The sequence below is a fragment of the Nocardioides sp. Root151 genome, assembly GCF_001427925.1.
Taxonomy (GTDB): Bacteria; Actinomycetota; Actinomycetes; order Propionibacteriales; family Nocardioidaceae; genus Nocardioides.
Window position 1 is genome coordinate 1,314,662 of record NZ_LMGG01000001.1, and the last position, 16,378, is coordinate 1,331,039.

The 16,378-nt window shown below is 72.4% G+C and carries 20 protein-coding genes; 7 read left to right on the forward strand and 13 right to left on the reverse strand.

Going from position 1 to position 16,378, the window contains the following annotated elements; translation table 11 throughout:
- Window positions 1-52: 52 nt before the first annotated feature.
- A complete protein-coding gene (locus tag ASD66_RS06215; RefSeq protein ID WP_056679872.1) occupies window positions 53-388 on the reverse strand; it encodes an STAS domain-containing protein in 336 nt (111 codons plus the stop codon).
- A 146-nt stretch (window positions 389-534) separates the two neighbouring features.
- On the opposite strand from ASD66_RS06215, the gene ASD66_RS06220 reads away from it, so the two are divergent.
- Entirely contained in the window at window positions 535-2,853 is a 2,319-nt protein-coding gene (locus ASD66_RS06220; protein WP_235529974.1) for a DEAD/DEAH box helicase, read from the forward strand.
- Window positions 2,854-2,857: 4 nt separating this feature from the next.
- Here ASD66_RS06220 and ASD66_RS06225 read toward each other — a convergent pair whose 3' ends face one another.
- On the reverse strand, window positions 2,858-3,505 hold the full coding sequence (locus tag ASD66_RS06225) for a hypothetical protein (RefSeq protein WP_056679869.1): 648 nt from the start codon (window positions 3,503-3,505) through the stop codon (window positions 2,858-2,860).
- Window positions 3,498-3,998, reverse strand: a complete 501-nt coding sequence (locus tag ASD66_RS06230; protein ID WP_056679867.1) for a SigE family RNA polymerase sigma factor — start codon at window positions 3,996-3,998, stop codon at window positions 3,498-3,500. Before ASD66_RS06230 ends, ASD66_RS06225 begins: the two co-directional genes overlap by 8 nt.
- Window positions 3,999-4,119: 121 nt before the next feature.
- Between ASD66_RS06230 and ASD66_RS06235 the strand changes: the two genes are divergently transcribed.
- Window positions 4,120-4,398: a hypothetical protein gene (locus ASD66_RS06235; RefSeq protein WP_156388553.1), complete on the forward strand. Its 279-nt coding sequence runs from the start codon at window positions 4,120-4,122 to the stop codon at window positions 4,396-4,398.
- A 28-nt stretch (window positions 4,399-4,426) separates the two neighbouring features.
- On the opposite strand, the gene ASD66_RS06240 is transcribed toward ASD66_RS06235, so the two are convergent.
- From ASD66_RS06240 to ssd, 9 genes are all read right to left on the reverse strand, one after another.
- Window positions 4,427-5,062, reverse strand: a complete 636-nt coding sequence (locus ASD66_RS06240; protein WP_056890320.1) for a response regulator — start codon at window positions 5,060-5,062, stop codon at window positions 4,427-4,429.
- A complete protein-coding gene (locus ASD66_RS06245) occupies window positions 5,053-6,417 on the reverse strand; it encodes a sensor histidine kinase (RefSeq protein WP_056890321.1) in 1,365 nt (454 codons plus the stop codon). The genes ASD66_RS06240 and ASD66_RS06245 overlap by 10 nt, the downstream gene beginning before the upstream one ends.
- An 89-nt stretch (window positions 6,418-6,506) precedes the next feature.
- Window positions 6,507-6,854, reverse strand: a complete 348-nt coding sequence (locus ASD66_RS06250) for an Rv3654c family TadE-like protein (RefSeq protein ID WP_082563681.1) — start codon at window positions 6,852-6,854, stop codon at window positions 6,507-6,509.
- Window positions 6,844-7,203, reverse strand: a complete 360-nt coding sequence (locus tag ASD66_RS06255; protein ID WP_056679852.1) for a TadE family type IV pilus minor pilin — start codon at window positions 7,201-7,203, stop codon at window positions 6,844-6,846. Before ASD66_RS06255 ends, ASD66_RS06250 begins: the two co-directional genes overlap by 11 nt.
- Window positions 7,200-7,382 carry a DUF4244 domain-containing protein gene (locus ASD66_RS06260; RefSeq protein WP_056679849.1) on the reverse strand — a complete coding sequence of 61 codons (183 nt, stop codon included), beginning with the start codon at window positions 7,380-7,382 and terminating at the stop codon, window positions 7,200-7,202. Before ASD66_RS06260 ends, ASD66_RS06255 begins: the two co-directional genes overlap by 4 nt.
- A 138-nt stretch (window positions 7,383-7,520) precedes the next feature.
- Entirely contained in the window at window positions 7,521-8,243 is a 723-nt protein-coding gene (locus tag ASD66_RS06265) for a type II secretion system F family protein (protein ID WP_056890322.1), read from the reverse strand.
- The gene (locus ASD66_RS06270; RefSeq protein ID WP_056890323.1) at window positions 8,240-9,007 is read right to left on the reverse strand and encodes a type II secretion system F family protein; all 768 of its coding nucleotides are present in this window, start codon (window positions 9,005-9,007) and stop codon (window positions 8,240-8,242) included. The genes ASD66_RS06265 and ASD66_RS06270 overlap by 4 nt, the downstream gene beginning before the upstream one ends.
- Window positions 9,004-10,164: a TadA family conjugal transfer-associated ATPase gene (locus ASD66_RS06275; RefSeq protein WP_414858563.1), complete on the reverse strand. Its 1,161-nt coding sequence runs from the start codon at window positions 10,162-10,164 to the stop codon at window positions 9,004-9,006. Before ASD66_RS06275 ends, ASD66_RS06270 begins: the two co-directional genes overlap by 4 nt.
- Complete coding sequence (ssd, locus tag ASD66_RS24900; protein ID WP_056679943.1) at window positions 10,161-11,225, reverse strand: septum site-determining protein Ssd; 1,065 nt, start codon at window positions 11,223-11,225, stop codon at window positions 10,161-10,163. The genes ASD66_RS06275 and ssd overlap by 4 nt, the downstream gene beginning before the upstream one ends.
- 197 nt (window positions 11,226-11,422) lie before the next feature.
- Between ssd and ASD66_RS06285 the strand changes: the two genes are divergently transcribed.
- Window positions 11,423-12,250: an HAD family hydrolase gene (locus ASD66_RS06285; protein ID WP_056679840.1), complete on the forward strand. Its 828-nt coding sequence runs from the start codon at window positions 11,423-11,425 to the stop codon at window positions 12,248-12,250.
- A gap of 282 nt (window positions 12,251-12,532) precedes the next feature.
- On the opposite strand, the gene ASD66_RS06290 is transcribed toward ASD66_RS06285, so the two are convergent.
- Window positions 12,533-13,267, reverse strand: coding sequence for a hypothetical protein (locus ASD66_RS06290; RefSeq protein ID WP_056890324.1), 735 nt, complete (start codon window positions 13,265-13,267; stop codon window positions 12,533-12,535).
- A gap of 127 nt (window positions 13,268-13,394) precedes the next feature.
- On the opposite strand from ASD66_RS06290, the gene ASD66_RS06295 reads away from it, so the two are divergent.
- Genes ASD66_RS06295 through ASD66_RS06310 form a run of 4 tightly spaced genes read left to right on the forward strand, consistent with a single transcriptional unit; the run spans window position 13,395 to window position 16,372 of the window.
- The gene (locus ASD66_RS06295; RefSeq protein WP_056890325.1) at window positions 13,395-14,150 is read left to right on the forward strand and encodes a class I SAM-dependent methyltransferase; all 756 of its coding nucleotides are present in this window, start codon (window positions 13,395-13,397) and stop codon (window positions 14,148-14,150) included.
- Window positions 14,151-14,175: 25 nt separating this feature from the next.
- Window positions 14,176-15,285, forward strand: a complete 1,110-nt coding sequence (locus tag ASD66_RS06300; protein WP_056679832.1) for a sensor histidine kinase — start codon at window positions 14,176-14,178, stop codon at window positions 15,283-15,285.
- Window positions 15,282-16,001, forward strand: coding sequence for a LytR/AlgR family response regulator transcription factor (locus ASD66_RS06305; RefSeq protein ID WP_056679829.1), 720 nt, complete (start codon window positions 15,282-15,284; stop codon window positions 15,999-16,001). The genes ASD66_RS06300 and ASD66_RS06305 overlap by 4 nt, the downstream gene beginning before the upstream one ends.
- Window positions 15,998-16,372: a hypothetical protein gene (locus ASD66_RS06310; RefSeq protein WP_056890326.1), complete on the forward strand. Its 375-nt coding sequence runs from the start codon at window positions 15,998-16,000 to the stop codon at window positions 16,370-16,372. The genes ASD66_RS06305 and ASD66_RS06310 overlap by 4 nt, the downstream gene beginning before the upstream one ends.
- Window positions 16,373-16,378: the final 6 nt, after the last annotated feature.

The following is a 16,378-nucleotide window of genomic DNA, read 5'->3' on the forward strand; positions in this document are numbered from 1 at the left end:
TCATAAGGGCGCGCGAAAACACCGGGACGAACCGGCGGGAAGGGACGAAAGGTCAGGCCGAGGTGGCGGCGTCGGCCGACGCGTGGATCGCGAACACCTTCGCCAGGCCGGTGATCCGGAAGATCTTCAGGAGGCGGTCCTGGTTGCACACCAGCTGGAGCGACCCGTCGTGGGCGCGCACCTTCTTGAGGCCGCCGACCAGGACACCGAGACCGGTGGAGTCGAGGAACTCGACGCCCTCCATGTCGATGATCAGGTGGTAGGACCCGTCGGCGACGAGCTCGGTGATCTTGTCGCGCAACTTGGGAGCGGTGTAGACATCGATCTCGCCCTCGACCGCGACGATGGTCGCGCCATCGACCTCGCGTGTCACAAGCGTCAGGTCCACGTCTCTCCTCCGAGGGCCGGCTGGCCATTGCGCGCCGGAGCCCCCAGTTGCCCCGACACTTCTCGCCATATCAAACCATGCACATCCGCCTCGCGCATGTGGTGGCGCGAATCCGGGCTGTCGGAGGCCCTTGCCACACTGGTCCCGTGCCCCCACTCCACCCTCCCTCACGGCCTGAGGTGCGGGGCCTGATCGACGCCGTGGCGACCCCGTCCCGCGCCGACCGGCTCCGTCATGTCGAGGTGCTGCCCCCGCGCGCCCCGACGTACGCCGAATGGCCGGCGTGGGTGGCCGCGCCGGTGCGCGAGGCGTTCGCCGCTCGGGGAGTCGTACGCCCGTGGCAGCACCAGGTCGAGGGCGCCGAGGCGGCGCACTCCGGGCGACACGTGGTGGTGGCCACCGGCACCGCGTCCGGCAAGTCGCTGGTCTACCAGGCGCCTGCCCTCACGGCCTGCCTGGAGCAGCGCGGGCCGCGCGGCGAGCGGGGCGCGACTGCGCTGTACGTCGCCCCGACCAAGGCGCTGGCCCAGGACCAGCTGGCCTCCCTGCATGCCCTGGGACTCGACGTCCGGGCGGCCACGCACGACGGTGACAGCTCCCGCGAGCAGCGCGACTGGGCCCGCGACCACGGCGAGTACCTCCTCACCAACCCCGACATGCTGCACCGTTCGATGCTGCCCGGGCACGCCCGCTGGGCCAGGTTCTGGCGGTCCCTGCGCTACGTGGTCATCGACGAGTGCCACCACTACCGCGGGGTCTTCGGCGCCCACGTCTCCCACGTGCTGCGCCGGCTGCGCCGGGTGTGCGCGCTCTACGGCGCGTCCCCGACGTTCGTGCTCGCCTCGGCCACGGTCGCCTCACCTGCCGAGCTCGGCCTGCGCCTGACCGGTCACGAGATGGTCGCGGTCACCGACGACACCTCTCCTCGCGGCCAGGTGGCGCTGGCGCTGTGGGAGCCGCCGTTCGTCTCCCACCTCGGCGAGAACGGCGCACCCGTACGCCGGGCCGCGACCTCCGAGGTCGCCGACCTGCTCACGGACCTCGTCGTCGCGGGAGTGCGCACGCTCGCGTTCGTGCGCTCCCGCCGTGGCGCGGAGTCCGTCGCGGCCATCGCCGCCGAATCGCTCGGCCAGGTCGCCCCCGAGCTGGCCGGCCGGGTGGCGCCGTACCGCGGCGGCTACCTGCCCGAGGAGCGCCGCGCCCTCGAGCAGCGGCTCCGCTCCGGCGACCTGGTCGGGCTGGCTGCCACCAACGCCCTCGAGCTCGGCATCGACGTGAGCGGACTCGACGCCGTGCTGCTCGCCGGTTTCCCGGGCACCCGGGCCGCCCTCTGGCAGCAGGTCGGCCGCGCCGGGCGTGAGGGCCAGGACGCGCTCGGCATCCTCGTGGCGCGCGACGACCCGCTCGACACCTACCTGGTCACCCACCCCGAGGCCCTGATCGGTCGTCCGGTCGAGGCGTGCGTCTTCGACCCGTCGAACCACTACATCCTGGGCCCGCACCTGCTGGCCGCCGCCGAGGAGTTGCCGCTCTCGCCGGACGAGCTCGGGCTGTTCGGCGAGACGGCGCGCGAAGCGGTCGACGCGCTGACCGAGGCCGGCCTCCTGCGCCGGCGCGGCCGGGACTGGTTCTGGACCGACCGGCGGCGGGCCAGCGACTTCGCCGACATCCGCTCGGCCGGCGGGTCGCCCGTGCAGCTCATCGAGGGCTCAACGGGTCGCGTGATCGGCACCGTCGATGCGGGGTCGGCCCACGGCACCGCCCACGCCGGTGCCGTCTACGTGCACCTAGGAGAGACGTGGCTGGTCTCCTCGCTCGACGTCGAGGACAACGTCGCGATGATGGACCGCGCCGACCCGTCGTACTCCACGTCGGCCCGCGAGACCACCGACATCCGCATCGCCCAGGAGCGGCGCCACGAGCCGTGGGGGCGCTGTCGCATGTCGTTCGGTGAGGTCGACGTCTCCCACCAGGTGGTCTCGTTCCTGAAGCGGCGCGTCCCCAGTGGCGAGGTGATCTCGGAGGAGCCGCTCGACCTGCCCGAGCGCACGCTGCGCACCGCTGCGGTGTGGTGGACCGTCCCGGCCGCGGTGCTCGAGGACGCCGGACTCGCCGAGGCCGACCTGCCGGGATCGGCACACGCGGCCGAGCACGCCTCCATCGGCCTGCTGCCGCTCTTCGCGACGTGCGACCGGTGGGACATCGGCGGCGTCTCCACGGCCCTGCACGCCGACACCGGCCAGCTGACCGTCTTCGTCTACGACGGCCACCCGGGCGGCGCGGGCTTCGCCGAGCGCGGCTTCACGGTGGCACGCGAGTGGCTGGCCGCCACCCGCGAGGCGATCGCGAGCTGCGCCTGCACCGAGGGCTGCCCGTCGTGCGTCCAGTCACCCAAGTGCGGCAACCAGAACCACCCCCTCGACAAGCCGGGGGCGGTCCGGTTGCTCGACGTGCTGCTGGGGTGATCCGTCAGCCGAAGCAGTCCTGGCTGTCGAGCTCGACGGCCAGCTCGCCGACGCGTCCGTCCTGTTCCACGCCGAAGTAGTACGACGTTCCCTTCTGGCCGGCCACCGGCACGTACCAACCGTTGGGTGCTTCCTCCACCGTCGGATAGGCGGCGCGCACCTGGTCGAGGGTCGACCCGAGGCCGATGCCCTCGGGAGTCTCCATGTCGTCGGCCGCGAAGACCGCCGCGACGCCGTACTTCTCGGAGTAGTAGCCGGACGTCGTGTTCCTGGCCGGCGGGTGGGCGGTCAGCGACATCGTGCGACACGTCTGTCCCGGACCGCCCCCGCCGATGTCGACCACGCCGGTCGCCTCGGCCTCGTCGAGCCCCATGCCGAGCTTGAGGTCGCCGTACCCGTCGGGTCCGAGCACGTCGGCCTCGGCCGCCACGACCTGGTCCTTGTCGCCACCGTGGTCGTCGGGCGAGGCCAGCCAGGCGGTCGCTCCGGCACCGCCGATCAGCACTGCGGCGGCGAGTCCGCCGATGGCCGCGGTGCGCCGGTGGCGCCTCTGGGCACCCGACCGACGGACCAGCCCGGGGTTGACCGGTGTGGCCCGGTCCTGCGCGGTGCGCGCGAGGGTGAGCAGCGCGCCGAGTTCGTCGTCAGCCATGGTGTGCCTCCGTCTGGTCGGACTTGTCTGTGAGGAGTTCGGCGAGGGCGGCGCGTCCGCGGGCCAGCCGTGCCTTGACGGTGCCCGTCGGTACGCCGGTCTCGCGGGCCACGTCCGCGACGGAGAGGTCGCAGAGGTGGTGGAGGACGATCGCCCGGCGCTGGTCGGCCGTGATGCCGCGCAGGGCCGTGACCAAAGCCGTGTGTTCGACGTCGGGGACCACGGGTGGCGCGTGCCCTTCGTTGAGCCGGTTCAGCTCGCGACCGCGTCTCGCCCGGTTGAAGCGGCTGATCGCGATCCGCCAGGCGACCGTGCGCACCCAGGCCTCGGGCGAACCGACGTTCCGGAGCGTGCGTCGGTGGTCCCAGGCACGGACGAACGCCTCCTGGACGCAGTCCTGGGCCTCGGTGAAGTTGCCGGTCATCACATAGAGATGTCCGACCAGCCTCGAGAACGACGCCGCGTAGAAGTCGTCGAAGTCCGCCTCGTCCACGGTGCTCCCTCCGGGTTGGTGTGACTCCACGGTGTCCGGAGTCCTGAACACAAGAGCGATGGCGCGCTGATCCGGTTGCATCGATCTGGTTTGCACCGTTGCGGGGAGTAGCGTGACCGACATGGTGATTCTCGGTCTTCTGCTCATCGCCCTCGCGGTCATCGCGATCCTCGGTGGCGTCTTCCTCGTCGACGGCGGCAACGTCGAGTACTTCGGCATGGAGGTGCCGCCGGTGACGCTCTTCGTGGTCGGCGCGCTCAGCGTCGTGTTCATCGGCCTGGGCGCCAAGTTGATGGCCTCGGGCACCAAGCGCAGCATCCAGGCCCGTCGCGAGCACAAGCAGCTCGAGAAGCTCGCCGAGCAGCGTCAGGCCGATGCCGACCCGGGTCGCGAGGCCTGAGCGAGACCTCAACGGCTTCAGCGAGACCTCAGCGGAGGAACCGGAGCACGGCCAGCACCCGCCGGTGTGCGGACTCGTCGGGCAGCAGGCCGAGCTTGGCGAAGATGCGCTGGGTGTGCTTCTCGACGCCGCCGAGCGTGACCATGAGGCGCTCCGCGATCGAGGTGTTGGAGAGCCCCTCGGCCATCAGCCCGAGCACCTCGCGCTCGCGCGGCGTCAGCGACTCGAGCGGGTCCGGTCGGCGGCCCATCAGCTGGGAGATGACCAGCGGGTCCATCACCGTGCCGCCCTCGGCGACCCGCTGGAGCGAGTCGAGGAAGTCGTCGATGTCGCTGACCCGGTCCTTGAGCAGGTAGCCGATGCTGCCCTGGCCGCCGGCGATCAGCTCGTCGGCGTAGGAGACCTCGACGTACTGCGAGAGCACCATCACCGGTGCGGCCGGCCAGGCGCGGCGTACGTCGACCGCGGCGCGGAGGCCCTCGTCGGTGTGTGAGGGCGGCATCCGGATGTCGACGATGCTCACGTCGGGGCGTTCAGCCAGGGCAGCCTCGACGAACGACGGACCGTCGCCCACAGAGGAGACCACGTCGTGGCCGGCCTCGGTGAGCAACAGCTGCAGCCCCTCGCGGAGCAGCAGGGAGTCGTCGGCGATGACTATGCGCACGGAAGCTCCGCCCTGATCGTGGTCGGACCGCCGGCCGGCGAGTCGATCCGGAGCACACCGTCGGCGGCACGCACCCGCTGTTCGAGCCCGGCCAGGCCGTGCCCCTTGCCCGACGCGGCACCACCGACGCCGTGGTCGACGACCTCGACCGCGAGCAGGTCGCCGTCGCGGCGGACGTCGAGGCGGGCGTGGTCGACCCCGCTGTGCTTGGCGACGTTGGTCAGCGCCTCGGAGGCGACGTAGTAGGCGGCGGTCTCGACGTGGGGCGGCACCTCACCCAGGTCGTCGATGGCTGCCGTGACCGGCACCGCGGCGCGTCCGGCCAGCTCCTGGAGGGCAGCGGCCAGGCCGCGGTCGACGAGGATCGGTGGCGCGATCCCGCGGGAGAGTGATCGCAGCTCCTCCACGGCCTCACGCGCCTGCTTCAGGGCGGTGTCGATGGTGGTGCGGGCCAGGTCGGGGTCGGTGTCGAGCTGCTTGCGAGCCCGACCGAGGTCCATCCCGAGGCGGACCAGGCGCTGCTGGGGACCGTCGTGGATGTCGCGTTCGAGGCGGCGCAGTGACCCGGCCTCGGCGAGGCGAGCGGCGTGGCGGGTGTCCTCGAGGCGGGTCATCTCCTGCTGCAGCACGCCCCGGCTCGAGAGCATCACACGACTCAGGCTGGACTGCACCAGCGCGACCAGGCGCATCACGAACGGCAGGGTCAGCAGGGCCACGACGCCGATGATCAGCATCAGCACGCTCTCGGCCCGGCGCCCGTCACCGAAGCCGAGCAGCTCGGCGAGCGTCTGGTTGCCCTCGTCGTCGAAGGGGATGTAGCGCTGCCAGAACCAGTAGGTCAGGCCGCCGGCGGTCACGGACCACCAGACCACCGTGGCGACGAACGCGAGGATCGAGGTCGCGAAGCCGACCACGGACCAGACGATGTCGAGCCACGACTGCGGATCGGTCAGGGGCGCGACGGCCCGTCGCAGCCAGCCCGACTCGTCACGGGCCCGGCGGTAGTGCGGCGTCGGTGCGTCGGCGTACAACAGGGTGCGCACGCGGCGGCGCTCGACGTGGGCGAAGCCACGGGCGACGTACGCCGTCAGGGCCAGGACCGGGAGCCCGAACAGGGTGACCGCCAGCGCCACGCCGACGGCCAGCCCGGTGACCATCAGCACGAAGGCAGGTACGGCGAGCGCGAGGGCGCTCACGTTGTAGGCCGAGTCGAGCAGCACGCGGCGCCCCCACGACGGCGAACGTCGTGCGGTGTCGTGGGGTGCTGACGGTGTGGCGATCGGCTCGATCCAGGTCGTGGTGTCCCCGCCGGGGACGGCGGGCTCGGCGGGGTGCTCTGTCAGTGCGTGGCTCATGTCGTCAACGCTAGGAATTCGGGCGTCCGGAAACGATCCTGCCAGCACCACACCTGTTGTCGGGGAAACCCGACACCCGCTCGGCGATCTCACCCGGTGGGTTGAGGGCCGGCACGCGAGTGGCCGGTGATCTCGAAGGTGTGGCCCAGGAACTCGGGGCCCTCGACCCGCACGGAGACCACCACGTCCTCGCCGAACAGGTCACACGTGGTCAGCTCGGCCTCGTTGGCCGCCGCCACTCCCGACGCGGCCGCGCAGGCATCGCCGGCGTCCTGCAGGGTCACCGCACCCGCGAGCGCCGCCAGGTCTGCCCCGGCCTGGGCCCGGCGGTGGGCGGCCGCCGTCGCCGTCATGAACGCGGCGGCGAGCCCGAGCAGCACGACCACGCCGATCAGCGAGACCACGAGCAGGGACGCCGAGCCGCGTTCACCCCGCATCGTCGGACTCCTCCCGCAGGGCAGTCGCCTCGCCGTGGGTGTCGCCGCTCAGCCCGTCGAACACGCCTCCGGGCGACGGCACCTGGTCGCTGACCACCACGGTCACCGTGCCGTCGCCCTCGCTGATGCTCACCGACGCACCGGGAGCGACCTCGTGCGCGAGCGCGACGGCCCGGTCGGCGGTCTCACCACGGGCCAGCGCACGAGCGGCCTCACGCGCGGCATCGGTCGACTTCATCTGGGCGACGCCGAAGGTCAGCAGCCACACCATCGCCAGGGTCACCGCGACCAGGAGCGGGAGGGCGAGCGCCGTCTCCGCGGTGACCGCCCCCCGCTCGTCGCGCCTCATCCGATGCCGAGCATCCCGAGCACATGGTTGAACATCTGCCGCAGCATCTGGTCGCCGAAGCCGCCGGTCACCAGCTGGTAGAGCACACCGGCCAGGCCCGCCCCGGCCGCCGTGCCCACCGCGTATTCGGCCGTGGTGATACCCCGCTCGTCGCGGCGCGTCGTGCCTGTCACTGTCATGGACAACCTCCTTCTTCTCCGGCCACGGGCGCGGCCGGTGCTTCCACCCTCGCCGTTTCCGGGTCCCCTCGTGGACGCCCCGACCCGCCCTGTGGAGAACACCTGCAGCAACCTTCCTGTGCACGGAAACCGGTGGGATCACCACGACAGCGACCCCAACGCCGCGGCGATCACCGGCACGATGCCGATCACCAGGAACGCGGGCAGCAGGAACAGGCCGAGAGGCACCGCCGCGCGGACGCCGACCGTGCGGGCACGGTCCTCGACCCGGGCCCTCTCCTCGCGTTCGAGGTCGTTGCCGAGCCGGCGTACGACATCGGCGATGGGAACACCGGACGCCTCCGCCCGCAGGAGTGCGCGCCCCACCCGGTCGTACGCCGGCACGGCGGACAGCTCGCGCCACACGTCGACCGGCGCCATCCCGATGCCGAGCCTGGCCTCGGCCCGACGCAGTGGTTCGGCCCCGGGGCCGGGAAGCGCCCGGGACACCTGTCGCACCGCCTCGGGCAGGGACCCGCCGGCGGCCAGCACGAGTCCCAGCAGGTGCACGACCTGCGGCAGCTCACGCACGGCGGCCTCGCGTTGTCGGCGTACGGCAGCCGGCTCCGAGCGGCCGATGGTCACCCACGCGGCCACGAACCCGACGACGGCCACCACGCCTCCCAGCGGCATCGAGAAGAACGTCACTCCCCCGAGTGCGGCGCACGCACTCACCAGCGGCCGGAACCGCACCAGGAGCGAAGCCTCCCGCTGCAGGTCCGCCGGGTTGTGTCGGTCTGGTCGACGCACGGTGCGGCGCGGCGGGAACACGAGGAACACCGCGGCAGCCGCCAGCAGCGCCGTCATCACCGCGGGGGTCACGCCGTCGCCTCGACTCCGGACGCGATGGACTCGATCCAGCGCAGCCCCACCACGGTCAGCAGGACGCCGACGGCCAGGCAGCCCAGGCCCAGAGGAGTGCCGACCAGGAACCGGAACGGGTCGCCGCCCGCGCCGGACCCCATGGCCAGGGTGAGCGCCGGGAGTGCTGCCATCAACCTCGCCGTCGAGCGCGCCGAGGCCAGCTCCGAGCGGACCAGCCGCCGGGTCGCCTCGCGAGCCCGGACGGTCTCGGCGACCCCGGCGAGTGCCTCCGCCAGGCCGCTCCCCGACCGGACCGCGACCTGCCAGGCCGCCGCCACCAGCCGCAGGTCACCCGCTCCGGGGCGCACCGCCAGCTCACGCAACGCGTCGGGCACCGAGCCGCCGAGGGTGTGGGCAGACGTCACGGCTGACATGGGAGGCCACACCGAGGCGGCCTCGGAGAGACACCGACCCACCGGCATGCCGGCCTGGAGCTCACCGCTGATCAGCTCGCACACCTCCTGGATGTGCGCGCCGGTGCGGGCCGCCTCGACGGACCGACGGCGCTTGGTGCGCAGGGAGCCGAGGCCGGCAACGGCACCGACGCCGATCACCGCGGGTGCCGCGAACCTCCACGGCACTCCACCCGAGAGGGCGACGGCACAGACAGCGACGACCAGGCCCGCGAACCAGACGTGCCTGGCGAGCGGACGACACCGCGGTAGCGGCCGGACCAGGAGCACGGCGACTCCGGCGAGGCCCGCCGCGACCAGGGCACTCACGGCTCCGCCAGGCGGTCGGCCAGGCGCTCGATGCCCGGCCCCTCACGCACCCGGCCGTCGACCGGGAAGCTGACGGCGGTGAGCGCGTCGACGAAGCCGGTCGGTCCGCGGGCGGGCACGGCGATCTCTGCCAGCCGGCGCTCGCCCGCGCGGTCGCGACCGAGGTGCAGGAAGACGTCTATCGCCGACGCCAGCTGGCTGTGCACGGCGTCGCGCCCGAGCCCGGCGGGCAGGGCCAGCGCCTCGACGCGGGCGGGTACGTCGGCGGCGGAGTTGGCGTGGAGCGTGCCGCAGCCGCCCTCGTGCCCGGTGTTGAGGGCGGCCAGCAGGTCGACCACCTCGATGCCACGGACCTCGCCCACGACCAGCCGGTCGGGCCGCATGCGCAGGGCCTGGCGCACGAGGGTGCGCATCGGGATCTCGCCGGCGCCCTCGACGTTGGCCACCCGTGCCTCCAGCCCCACCACGTGGGGGTGGTCGGGGCGGAGCTCACTGGAGTCCTCGACGAGGACCAGCCGGTGCGCCGGGTCGACCTCGCCCAGCATCGCGGCCAGGAGGGTCGTCTTGCCGCTGCCCGTGCCGCCCGAGACCAGGAACGAGAGGCGCGCGGCCAGCACCCGGCGGATCAACGTGAGCGCGTCGCCACCCAGCATTCCGCGGTCGGCGAGCTCGTCGAGGGACCAGCCGGCCGGCCGCGGCACCCGGAGCGAGATCACCGTGCCGGGGCGGGCGACCGGAGCGAGCACGGCATGGCAGCGGGTGCCGTCGCGCAGGCGCACGTCGACGTAGGGGGTGGCGTCGTCGAGGCGACGCCCACCGGACGAGGCCAGCCGTTGCGCGAGTCGGCGTACGGCCTCCTCGTTCGGGAACCGGACTCCGGCCGACTCGAGGCCGCGGCCACGGTCGAACCAGACCGAGTCGGGGCTGTTCACCAGGACGTCGGTCACGCCCTCCTGTCGCAGCAGCGGCTCGAGGATGCCCACGCCGACCACGTCGGCGCGCAACGACTCGTGCACCGCGAGCACCGTGGCGTCGCCGACCGGTCGCCCCGCCGACCGCAGTGCCTCCGCCACCCGCTGCGGGGTGAGCAGGTGCCCGTCGCGGGCCAGGCGTTCGCGGACCTCATCGAGGAGCTCCTCGGGCACCTCACCGATCACGCCGCCGACCTGGCCGCGGCCGCCGGGCCCACCGCCCGCAACACGTCCCGGGCAGCCTTCGCGAGGACTCCGCGGCGCGACTTCACCGGCCCCTGGCCGAGGTCGATCGCCTCGTCGAGGCCGCGTTGGTCGGGCATCGCCGCAAGCACCGGCGCACCGACCAGTCGCTGGGCCTCGGCCGCGTCGACCCCCGACCCGCGGACCACCAGGGCCAAGGGCCCGGACCTGCGGGCCAGCTCCGCGAAGCGAGCCGCGGACGACAGACCGGGCAGGGTCGCCCGGGTCACGACGACCAGCGACTGGCATCGCGCCATCAGCTCCTCGGCAAGGTCGCCCCCGGCGCGCGGCAGGTCGAGCACCACCACACGATGGCCCCGGGTCGCCGCCGCCACGGCCGCCCGGGCAGCGAACGGCTGCAGGGTCTCGACGCCACTCGGGCCGCCGGCGCCGAAGGTCAGCACACCCAGATCGCCTCGCCGGGGCAGGGCATCGCGCAGCGCCCGCGCACCGAGCCGGCCGGTGGTCTGCTGCAACGCGTCCCACCGGACGCCGTCTAGGCGCTCCATGCCGAGCACCTGGTCGGCGCCGGGCCCGAGCGGATCGGTGTCGATCAGGCAGGCCGGGCCCTCACGGGCGGCCATCATCGCCAGGGCACAGGAGAACGTGGTGGCCCCGGCACCGCCCGACCCGCCGACCACGCCGATGGTCACGCCGTCGACGTCGAAGCGCTCCGAGGAGTCGGCCAGCACCTCGAGGACCCAGGAGTCGCAGCCCGGCAGCTCGACGACGTTCTCGATGCCGAGGGCCAGGGCGGTGCGGAACGCCTCGTCGGGCAGGTGGCCCCAGGCCACGAGATGGACGCCCACGCGTCTCGGCGGTTCGATCGCGGCCAGCTCGTCGGCCACGTCGGCACCGAGGAGGACGACGGACGCCGTCGACCAGGACCGCAGGGCGGCGGCCGGGTCGGAGGTGACGTCGGGAACCACACCGGCCGCCGCGGCCAGTCGCTGGAGCTCGTCGTGGAGGGCCTGGTCGCGCGTGATGATGAGGGGATTCGTCATGCCACCAGAGTTGCCCGCATGAGGGGCGGTCGACTCCTCGTCGTACGGCATCTGTGGATAACCTGGTCGCGACCGCGCCTGTGCACGGAAACCGGCCGGCTGCCTGCCCAGGTGGGCGATTCCAAGGGTGCCGGATCGGGGAGCGGCGCACCGCGAGCCCGGCACTCCCCTTGGAATCGTCCACCTAGGATGTGGCCATGCCTGCATCGGCCCAGCGCCCGCACCATCCGGGCGGCTCTCGCGAAGCCGCCTTCTTCGACCTCGACAAGACGATCATCGCCAAGTCGAGCACGCTCGCGTTCAGCAAGCCCTTCCAGGCCGGTGGCCTGATCTCGCGGCGGGCCGTGCTGCGCAGCGCCTACGCCCAGTTCGTCTACCTCGTCGGGGGCGCCGACCACGACCAGATGGAGAAGCTGCGGCAGTTCATGTCGCAGCTGTGCGCCGGCTGGAACGTCGCCACCGTGCGGGAGATCGTCGCCGAGACACTGCACAACATCGTCGACCCGCTGGTCTACGACGAGGCGGTCAGCCTGATCGAGGAGCACCACCTGGCCGGCCGCGAGGTGATCATCGTGTCGACCTCGGGTGCCGAGGTGGTCGGCCCGATCGGAGAGATGCTCGGCGCCGACCGGGTCATCGCCACGCGCCTGGAGATCGTGGACGGCAAGTACACCGGCGAGATCGACTACTACGCCTACGCGGAGACGAAGGCCGAGGCGATCCGCGAGCTCGCCGCGGAGGAAGGCTTCGACCTCTCCCACTGCTACGCCTACAGCGACTCGATCACCGACCTGCCCATGCTCGAGGCGGTGGGGCACCCGCACGCGGTGAACCCCGACAAGGAGCTGCGCAAGGCGGCCGTGGAGCACGAGTGGCCGGTGCTGGTCTTCACCAAGCCGGTCAACCTCGGCCGCCGGGTGAAGCTGCCTCCGGCCAAGCCGACACTGGCCGCACTGGCGGTCGGAGGCCTGATGGTAGCCGGTGGGGCGATCGCGGTGAACCTGCGCAGGCGTGGCCCCGCCTGACCGCTCCACGTGGCCCCGCGGCACACATCAATGGACCCGTAAGTCAACCCTTGAAGTGCATCCGGAACCGGCGTACACATGGACATACAACTCAAGAGTTTGCACGTGAACCAGGTACCCACGCGGCGATCTACCCTTCTTCAGGGCGCTTGCCAAGATCGGGTCTGACCCCGAGGGCAGTAGTTAGATAGTGCACGCTTGTTACCCGGGTTTCGCGTGTCAGCGGCGGCACCCGAATCCATGCGAGTCGGGTGCCGCTCGCATGTCCGGACCGATGCAGACTCAGCCGCGCACGGGGCTGGCCTCGGCCGCCGCCGCGTAGGCCTCCGCCGCGTAGAGCAACCACGCGTGCACTCCGCTGCTGCCGCTGGCGTTCGCATAGGCGCGCAGGTTCGACTCGTACTCCGCGCGCAGGGCCAGGTGGCCCGCCTCGGGCACCAGCAGCGACTTCTCGTCGACCCCGCGGGCCACCAGCACGAGGCGTTCGGCGGCCCGGGCGACGATGCCGTTGTGCGAGGCGAACGGTGCCGCCGTCGCCAGCTCGGCGTGTACGACGGCCGCGACCAGCATCGCCGGCGCGGTGGTGGGTGCCAGCAACCTCTGGCCGAGGATCCTCAGCCGCTCCGCCGCGTCGCCGTCCCGCGGGCGGCCCAGCTGCTCGTCGGCCAGGGTGCCCTTGCCGGCCAGGGCGTGCAGGCGGGCAAAGGCCTGCAGGGGCGCGGTCTTCAGCGTCGGCACCAGCGAGAGCGCCTGGGTCGAGACCCTGATCGCCGCCTGTGCGGTCTCGTCGCCGTCTCCGGCGCGGATCTCGTCCAGGCTGGAGCCGGAGCCTTCCAGCACGCCGCTGGCACAGGCGCCTCGGAGCAGCGACTCGGTGGTCAGCTCGGGCGCCGTCTTGCGCAGGCCGCGATCCCGCAGCATCGCGTCGACGCCGTCCCTGGTGCCGGCGAAGGCCGACGGCACTCCCTCGAGCGCAGCGAGGGAGGCCAGCGGATCGCCGTTCGTGACACTGCTCATGCCTCGCAACGTTAGAGGTGCCGCGGGTGGGGGCTGTCGAGCGGGGCTGCGGGCAGCCGACATTCGGCCTGTCCGCGGGACCTCTTGCTACGCAGCTTCGGCGGGTCCAGCAGGTAGCCTCGGATCAATGGACCACCAGCGCGCTCCCCAGGACCGACCCGCCTTCCCGGCCGAGGCCGTGCAGTGGTTGCTGGGCTCCTCGCCGCGCACCGTCGTGGTGCTGGGTGACGCGGACGTCGCCGAGGCGATCGCCGTGGACGGCCACGACGTCACCGACGTGGAGGGCACCGGCGAGCCGCTTCCGTTCCCCGACCGCAGCATCGACGTCGTCCTCTCCACGCACGGCGTGCCCGACGACCTCGAGGCGATCGCGCGGGTGCTGCGTCCCGGTGGCCAGGTCGCCCTGGTCTGCAACGAGCGCGACCAGCGCATCCCCTGGGCCCGCAAGCTCGACGGTGTGCTCGGCAACACCCCCGCTGGCGACGCCCCGGCAGTCGGCCTGGTCAACTCCACCCTCTTCGGCTTCGTGAGCGACTCCCCCTTCCGCTACTGGCAGGTCGTGAACCGCGAGTCCCTCGAGGCGATGGTGCGCACCGAGCTCTCCGGGCGTGGTGACACCGAGATCGAGCGTCGTACGACGGCCGCACTCGCGCTGTACGACGACTACGGTCGGGGCGCCGACGGGATGCAGATGCCGTGGCTGAGCCGGTGCTTCAAGGCGACCGTGGTCGAGAACGCCTGGGCGCCGCCACACGGGCTCGACGAGCAGCACGACCCCGACGCGACGGACCAGGCAGACGACTCCGGTGACGACACCGACCAGCGGCCGCCCACACCGCAGGACGGCTCGGAGTCCGATCTGCTGCTGATCGACTTCCGCTAGCGCGGTTACGCCCTAGTGTGTGGCCATGGCGTTCGGCTGGCGGCGTTCCCACCTCGTCACAGAGGCTGATCGGGCGACGTTCCGCACCCTGCACACCGCATCACGGGCCTCGCCCGCACTGCGTGAGGGCCTGACGAGTGCCAGCGCCGAGCGCAGCGTGCGCCACCTGCGGGCCCTGCTGGGCGCCCCGGCGCTGGCCCTCACCGACACCGCCGGCCTGCTGGCGTGGGACGGCACCGGCGACCACCACTCCACCCACTGCCCCGAGCTCGCCGCGATCGCCGTCGAGGAGGGCCGCACGCACGTGGCGCAGCGCAGCGTCACGTGCCACGTGCCGAACTGCCCGATCCGCTACGCCGTCGTCTCCCCACTCGTCGTGGACGACCTGATCGTCGGCACCCTGCAGGCGTTCACCCCCAGCGCCACCGCCGGCCTGGTGCGCGCCGCCGACGAGGTCGCCACATGGGTCTCGGGGCAGCTCGAGCTGGCTGAGCTCGACGCGTCGCGCACCCGGTTGATGGAGGCCGAGGTGCGGGCCCTGCGCGCCCAGATCAGCCCGCACTTCATCTACAACTCGCTGGGCGCGATCGCGTCGTTCGTGCGCACCGATCCCGACCGGGCCCGTGAGCTGCTGCTGGAGTTCGCCGACTTCACCCGCTACTCGTTCCGCAGGCACGGCGAGTTCACCACCCTCGCCGAGGAGCTCCGGTCCGTCGAGCGCTACCTGCTGCTCGAACAGGCCCGGTTCGGTGACCGGCTCGGCGTCACCCTCCGGATCGCGCCGGAGGTGCTGCCGGTCGCCGTACCCTTCCTCTGCATCCAGCCGCTCGTCGAGAACGCCGTACGCCACGGCCTGGCGGAGAAGGGGGACGGCCACATCACGATCACCGCCCGCGACCACGACGCCGACTGCGTGATCGAGGTCGAGGACAACGGCGCGGGCGAGGATCCCGAGCGGGTACGCCGGGCGCTGGCCGGCGACGCCGACCTCGACTCGGTCGGCCTCGGCAACGTCGACGTCCGGCTGCGTGACACCTTCGGCGACGACTACGGCCTGATCGTCGAGACCGCCCCCGGCGCCGGGACGAGAGTGATCGTCCGGGTGCCCAAGTTCGCCCCGGGAGTGCACCCATGACCGCCCTGAGAGTCCTCGTCGTCGACGACGAACGCCCGGCCCTGGACGAGCTCACGTTCCTGCTGGAGCGCCACCCCGACGTGGCCTCGGTGGTGGCCGTCGACTCCGCCACCGAGGGGCTCCGGCTGCTCCAGGACACGACCATCGACGCGGTCTTCCTCGACATCCAGATGCCCGGCCTGACCGGGGTGGAGCTCGCCCAGGTGCTGAGCCGCTTCCGCAACCCTCCCCCGATCGTGTTCGTGACCGCCCACGAGCAGCATGCCGTCGACGCCTTCGAGCTGCGGGCCGTCGACTACGTGCTCAAGCCGGTGCGGGAGGAGCGCCTCGCCGAGGCGGTACGCCGCGTGGTCGAGGGCGTGGCCCAGCCGGCGGCCAGCGGCGACGAGCAGATCCCGGTCGAACGCGGCGGCGTGACCCGCTTCATCAACCGCAGCGACATCACGCACGTCGAGGCGCAGGGCGACTACGCGCGACTGCACACCCCGCACGACTCCTACCTGTTGCGCACTCCCCTGACCGTGCTCGAGGAGCAGTGGGGCCCGGCCGGCTTCGTGCGCGTCCACCGCTCCCTGCTGGTCGCGCTCGCGCACATCAGCGAGGTGCGCATGGAGAGCGGCCGATGCACCGTGCGGGTCGGTGAGGGCATCGACCTGGTCGTGAGCCGGCGGCACACCCCGGCGTTGCGCGAGCTGCTCAACCGGGGCCGGCCATGAGCACCGGTCCCCCCGAGCGGGTCCGGGTCACCGGGCCTCCACGGCGTACGACGAGTCGCCGGACCAGGGCCCACGAGATCGACGACCAGACCCTCCTCGGAGCGGTGATGATCCAGTCGCTGCTGCGCGCCCAGCTGCGGCTCGCCGTACTCACCCTGGCGCCGCTCTTCGCGTTCGCGGTCGCGCTGCCGCTGACCTTCCACCTCTTCCCGCGGTTCTCGGACCTCCGGGTGGCCGGGGTCCCGGTGGCGATCCTGCTGCTCGGCGTCCTCATCTACCCCGTGCTGGTCCTGCTCGGCTGGTCCTACGTACGGCGGGCCGAGCGCCACGAACGCGACTTCGCCGAGCTCGTCGAGATCGCCGAGTCATGACGGTGC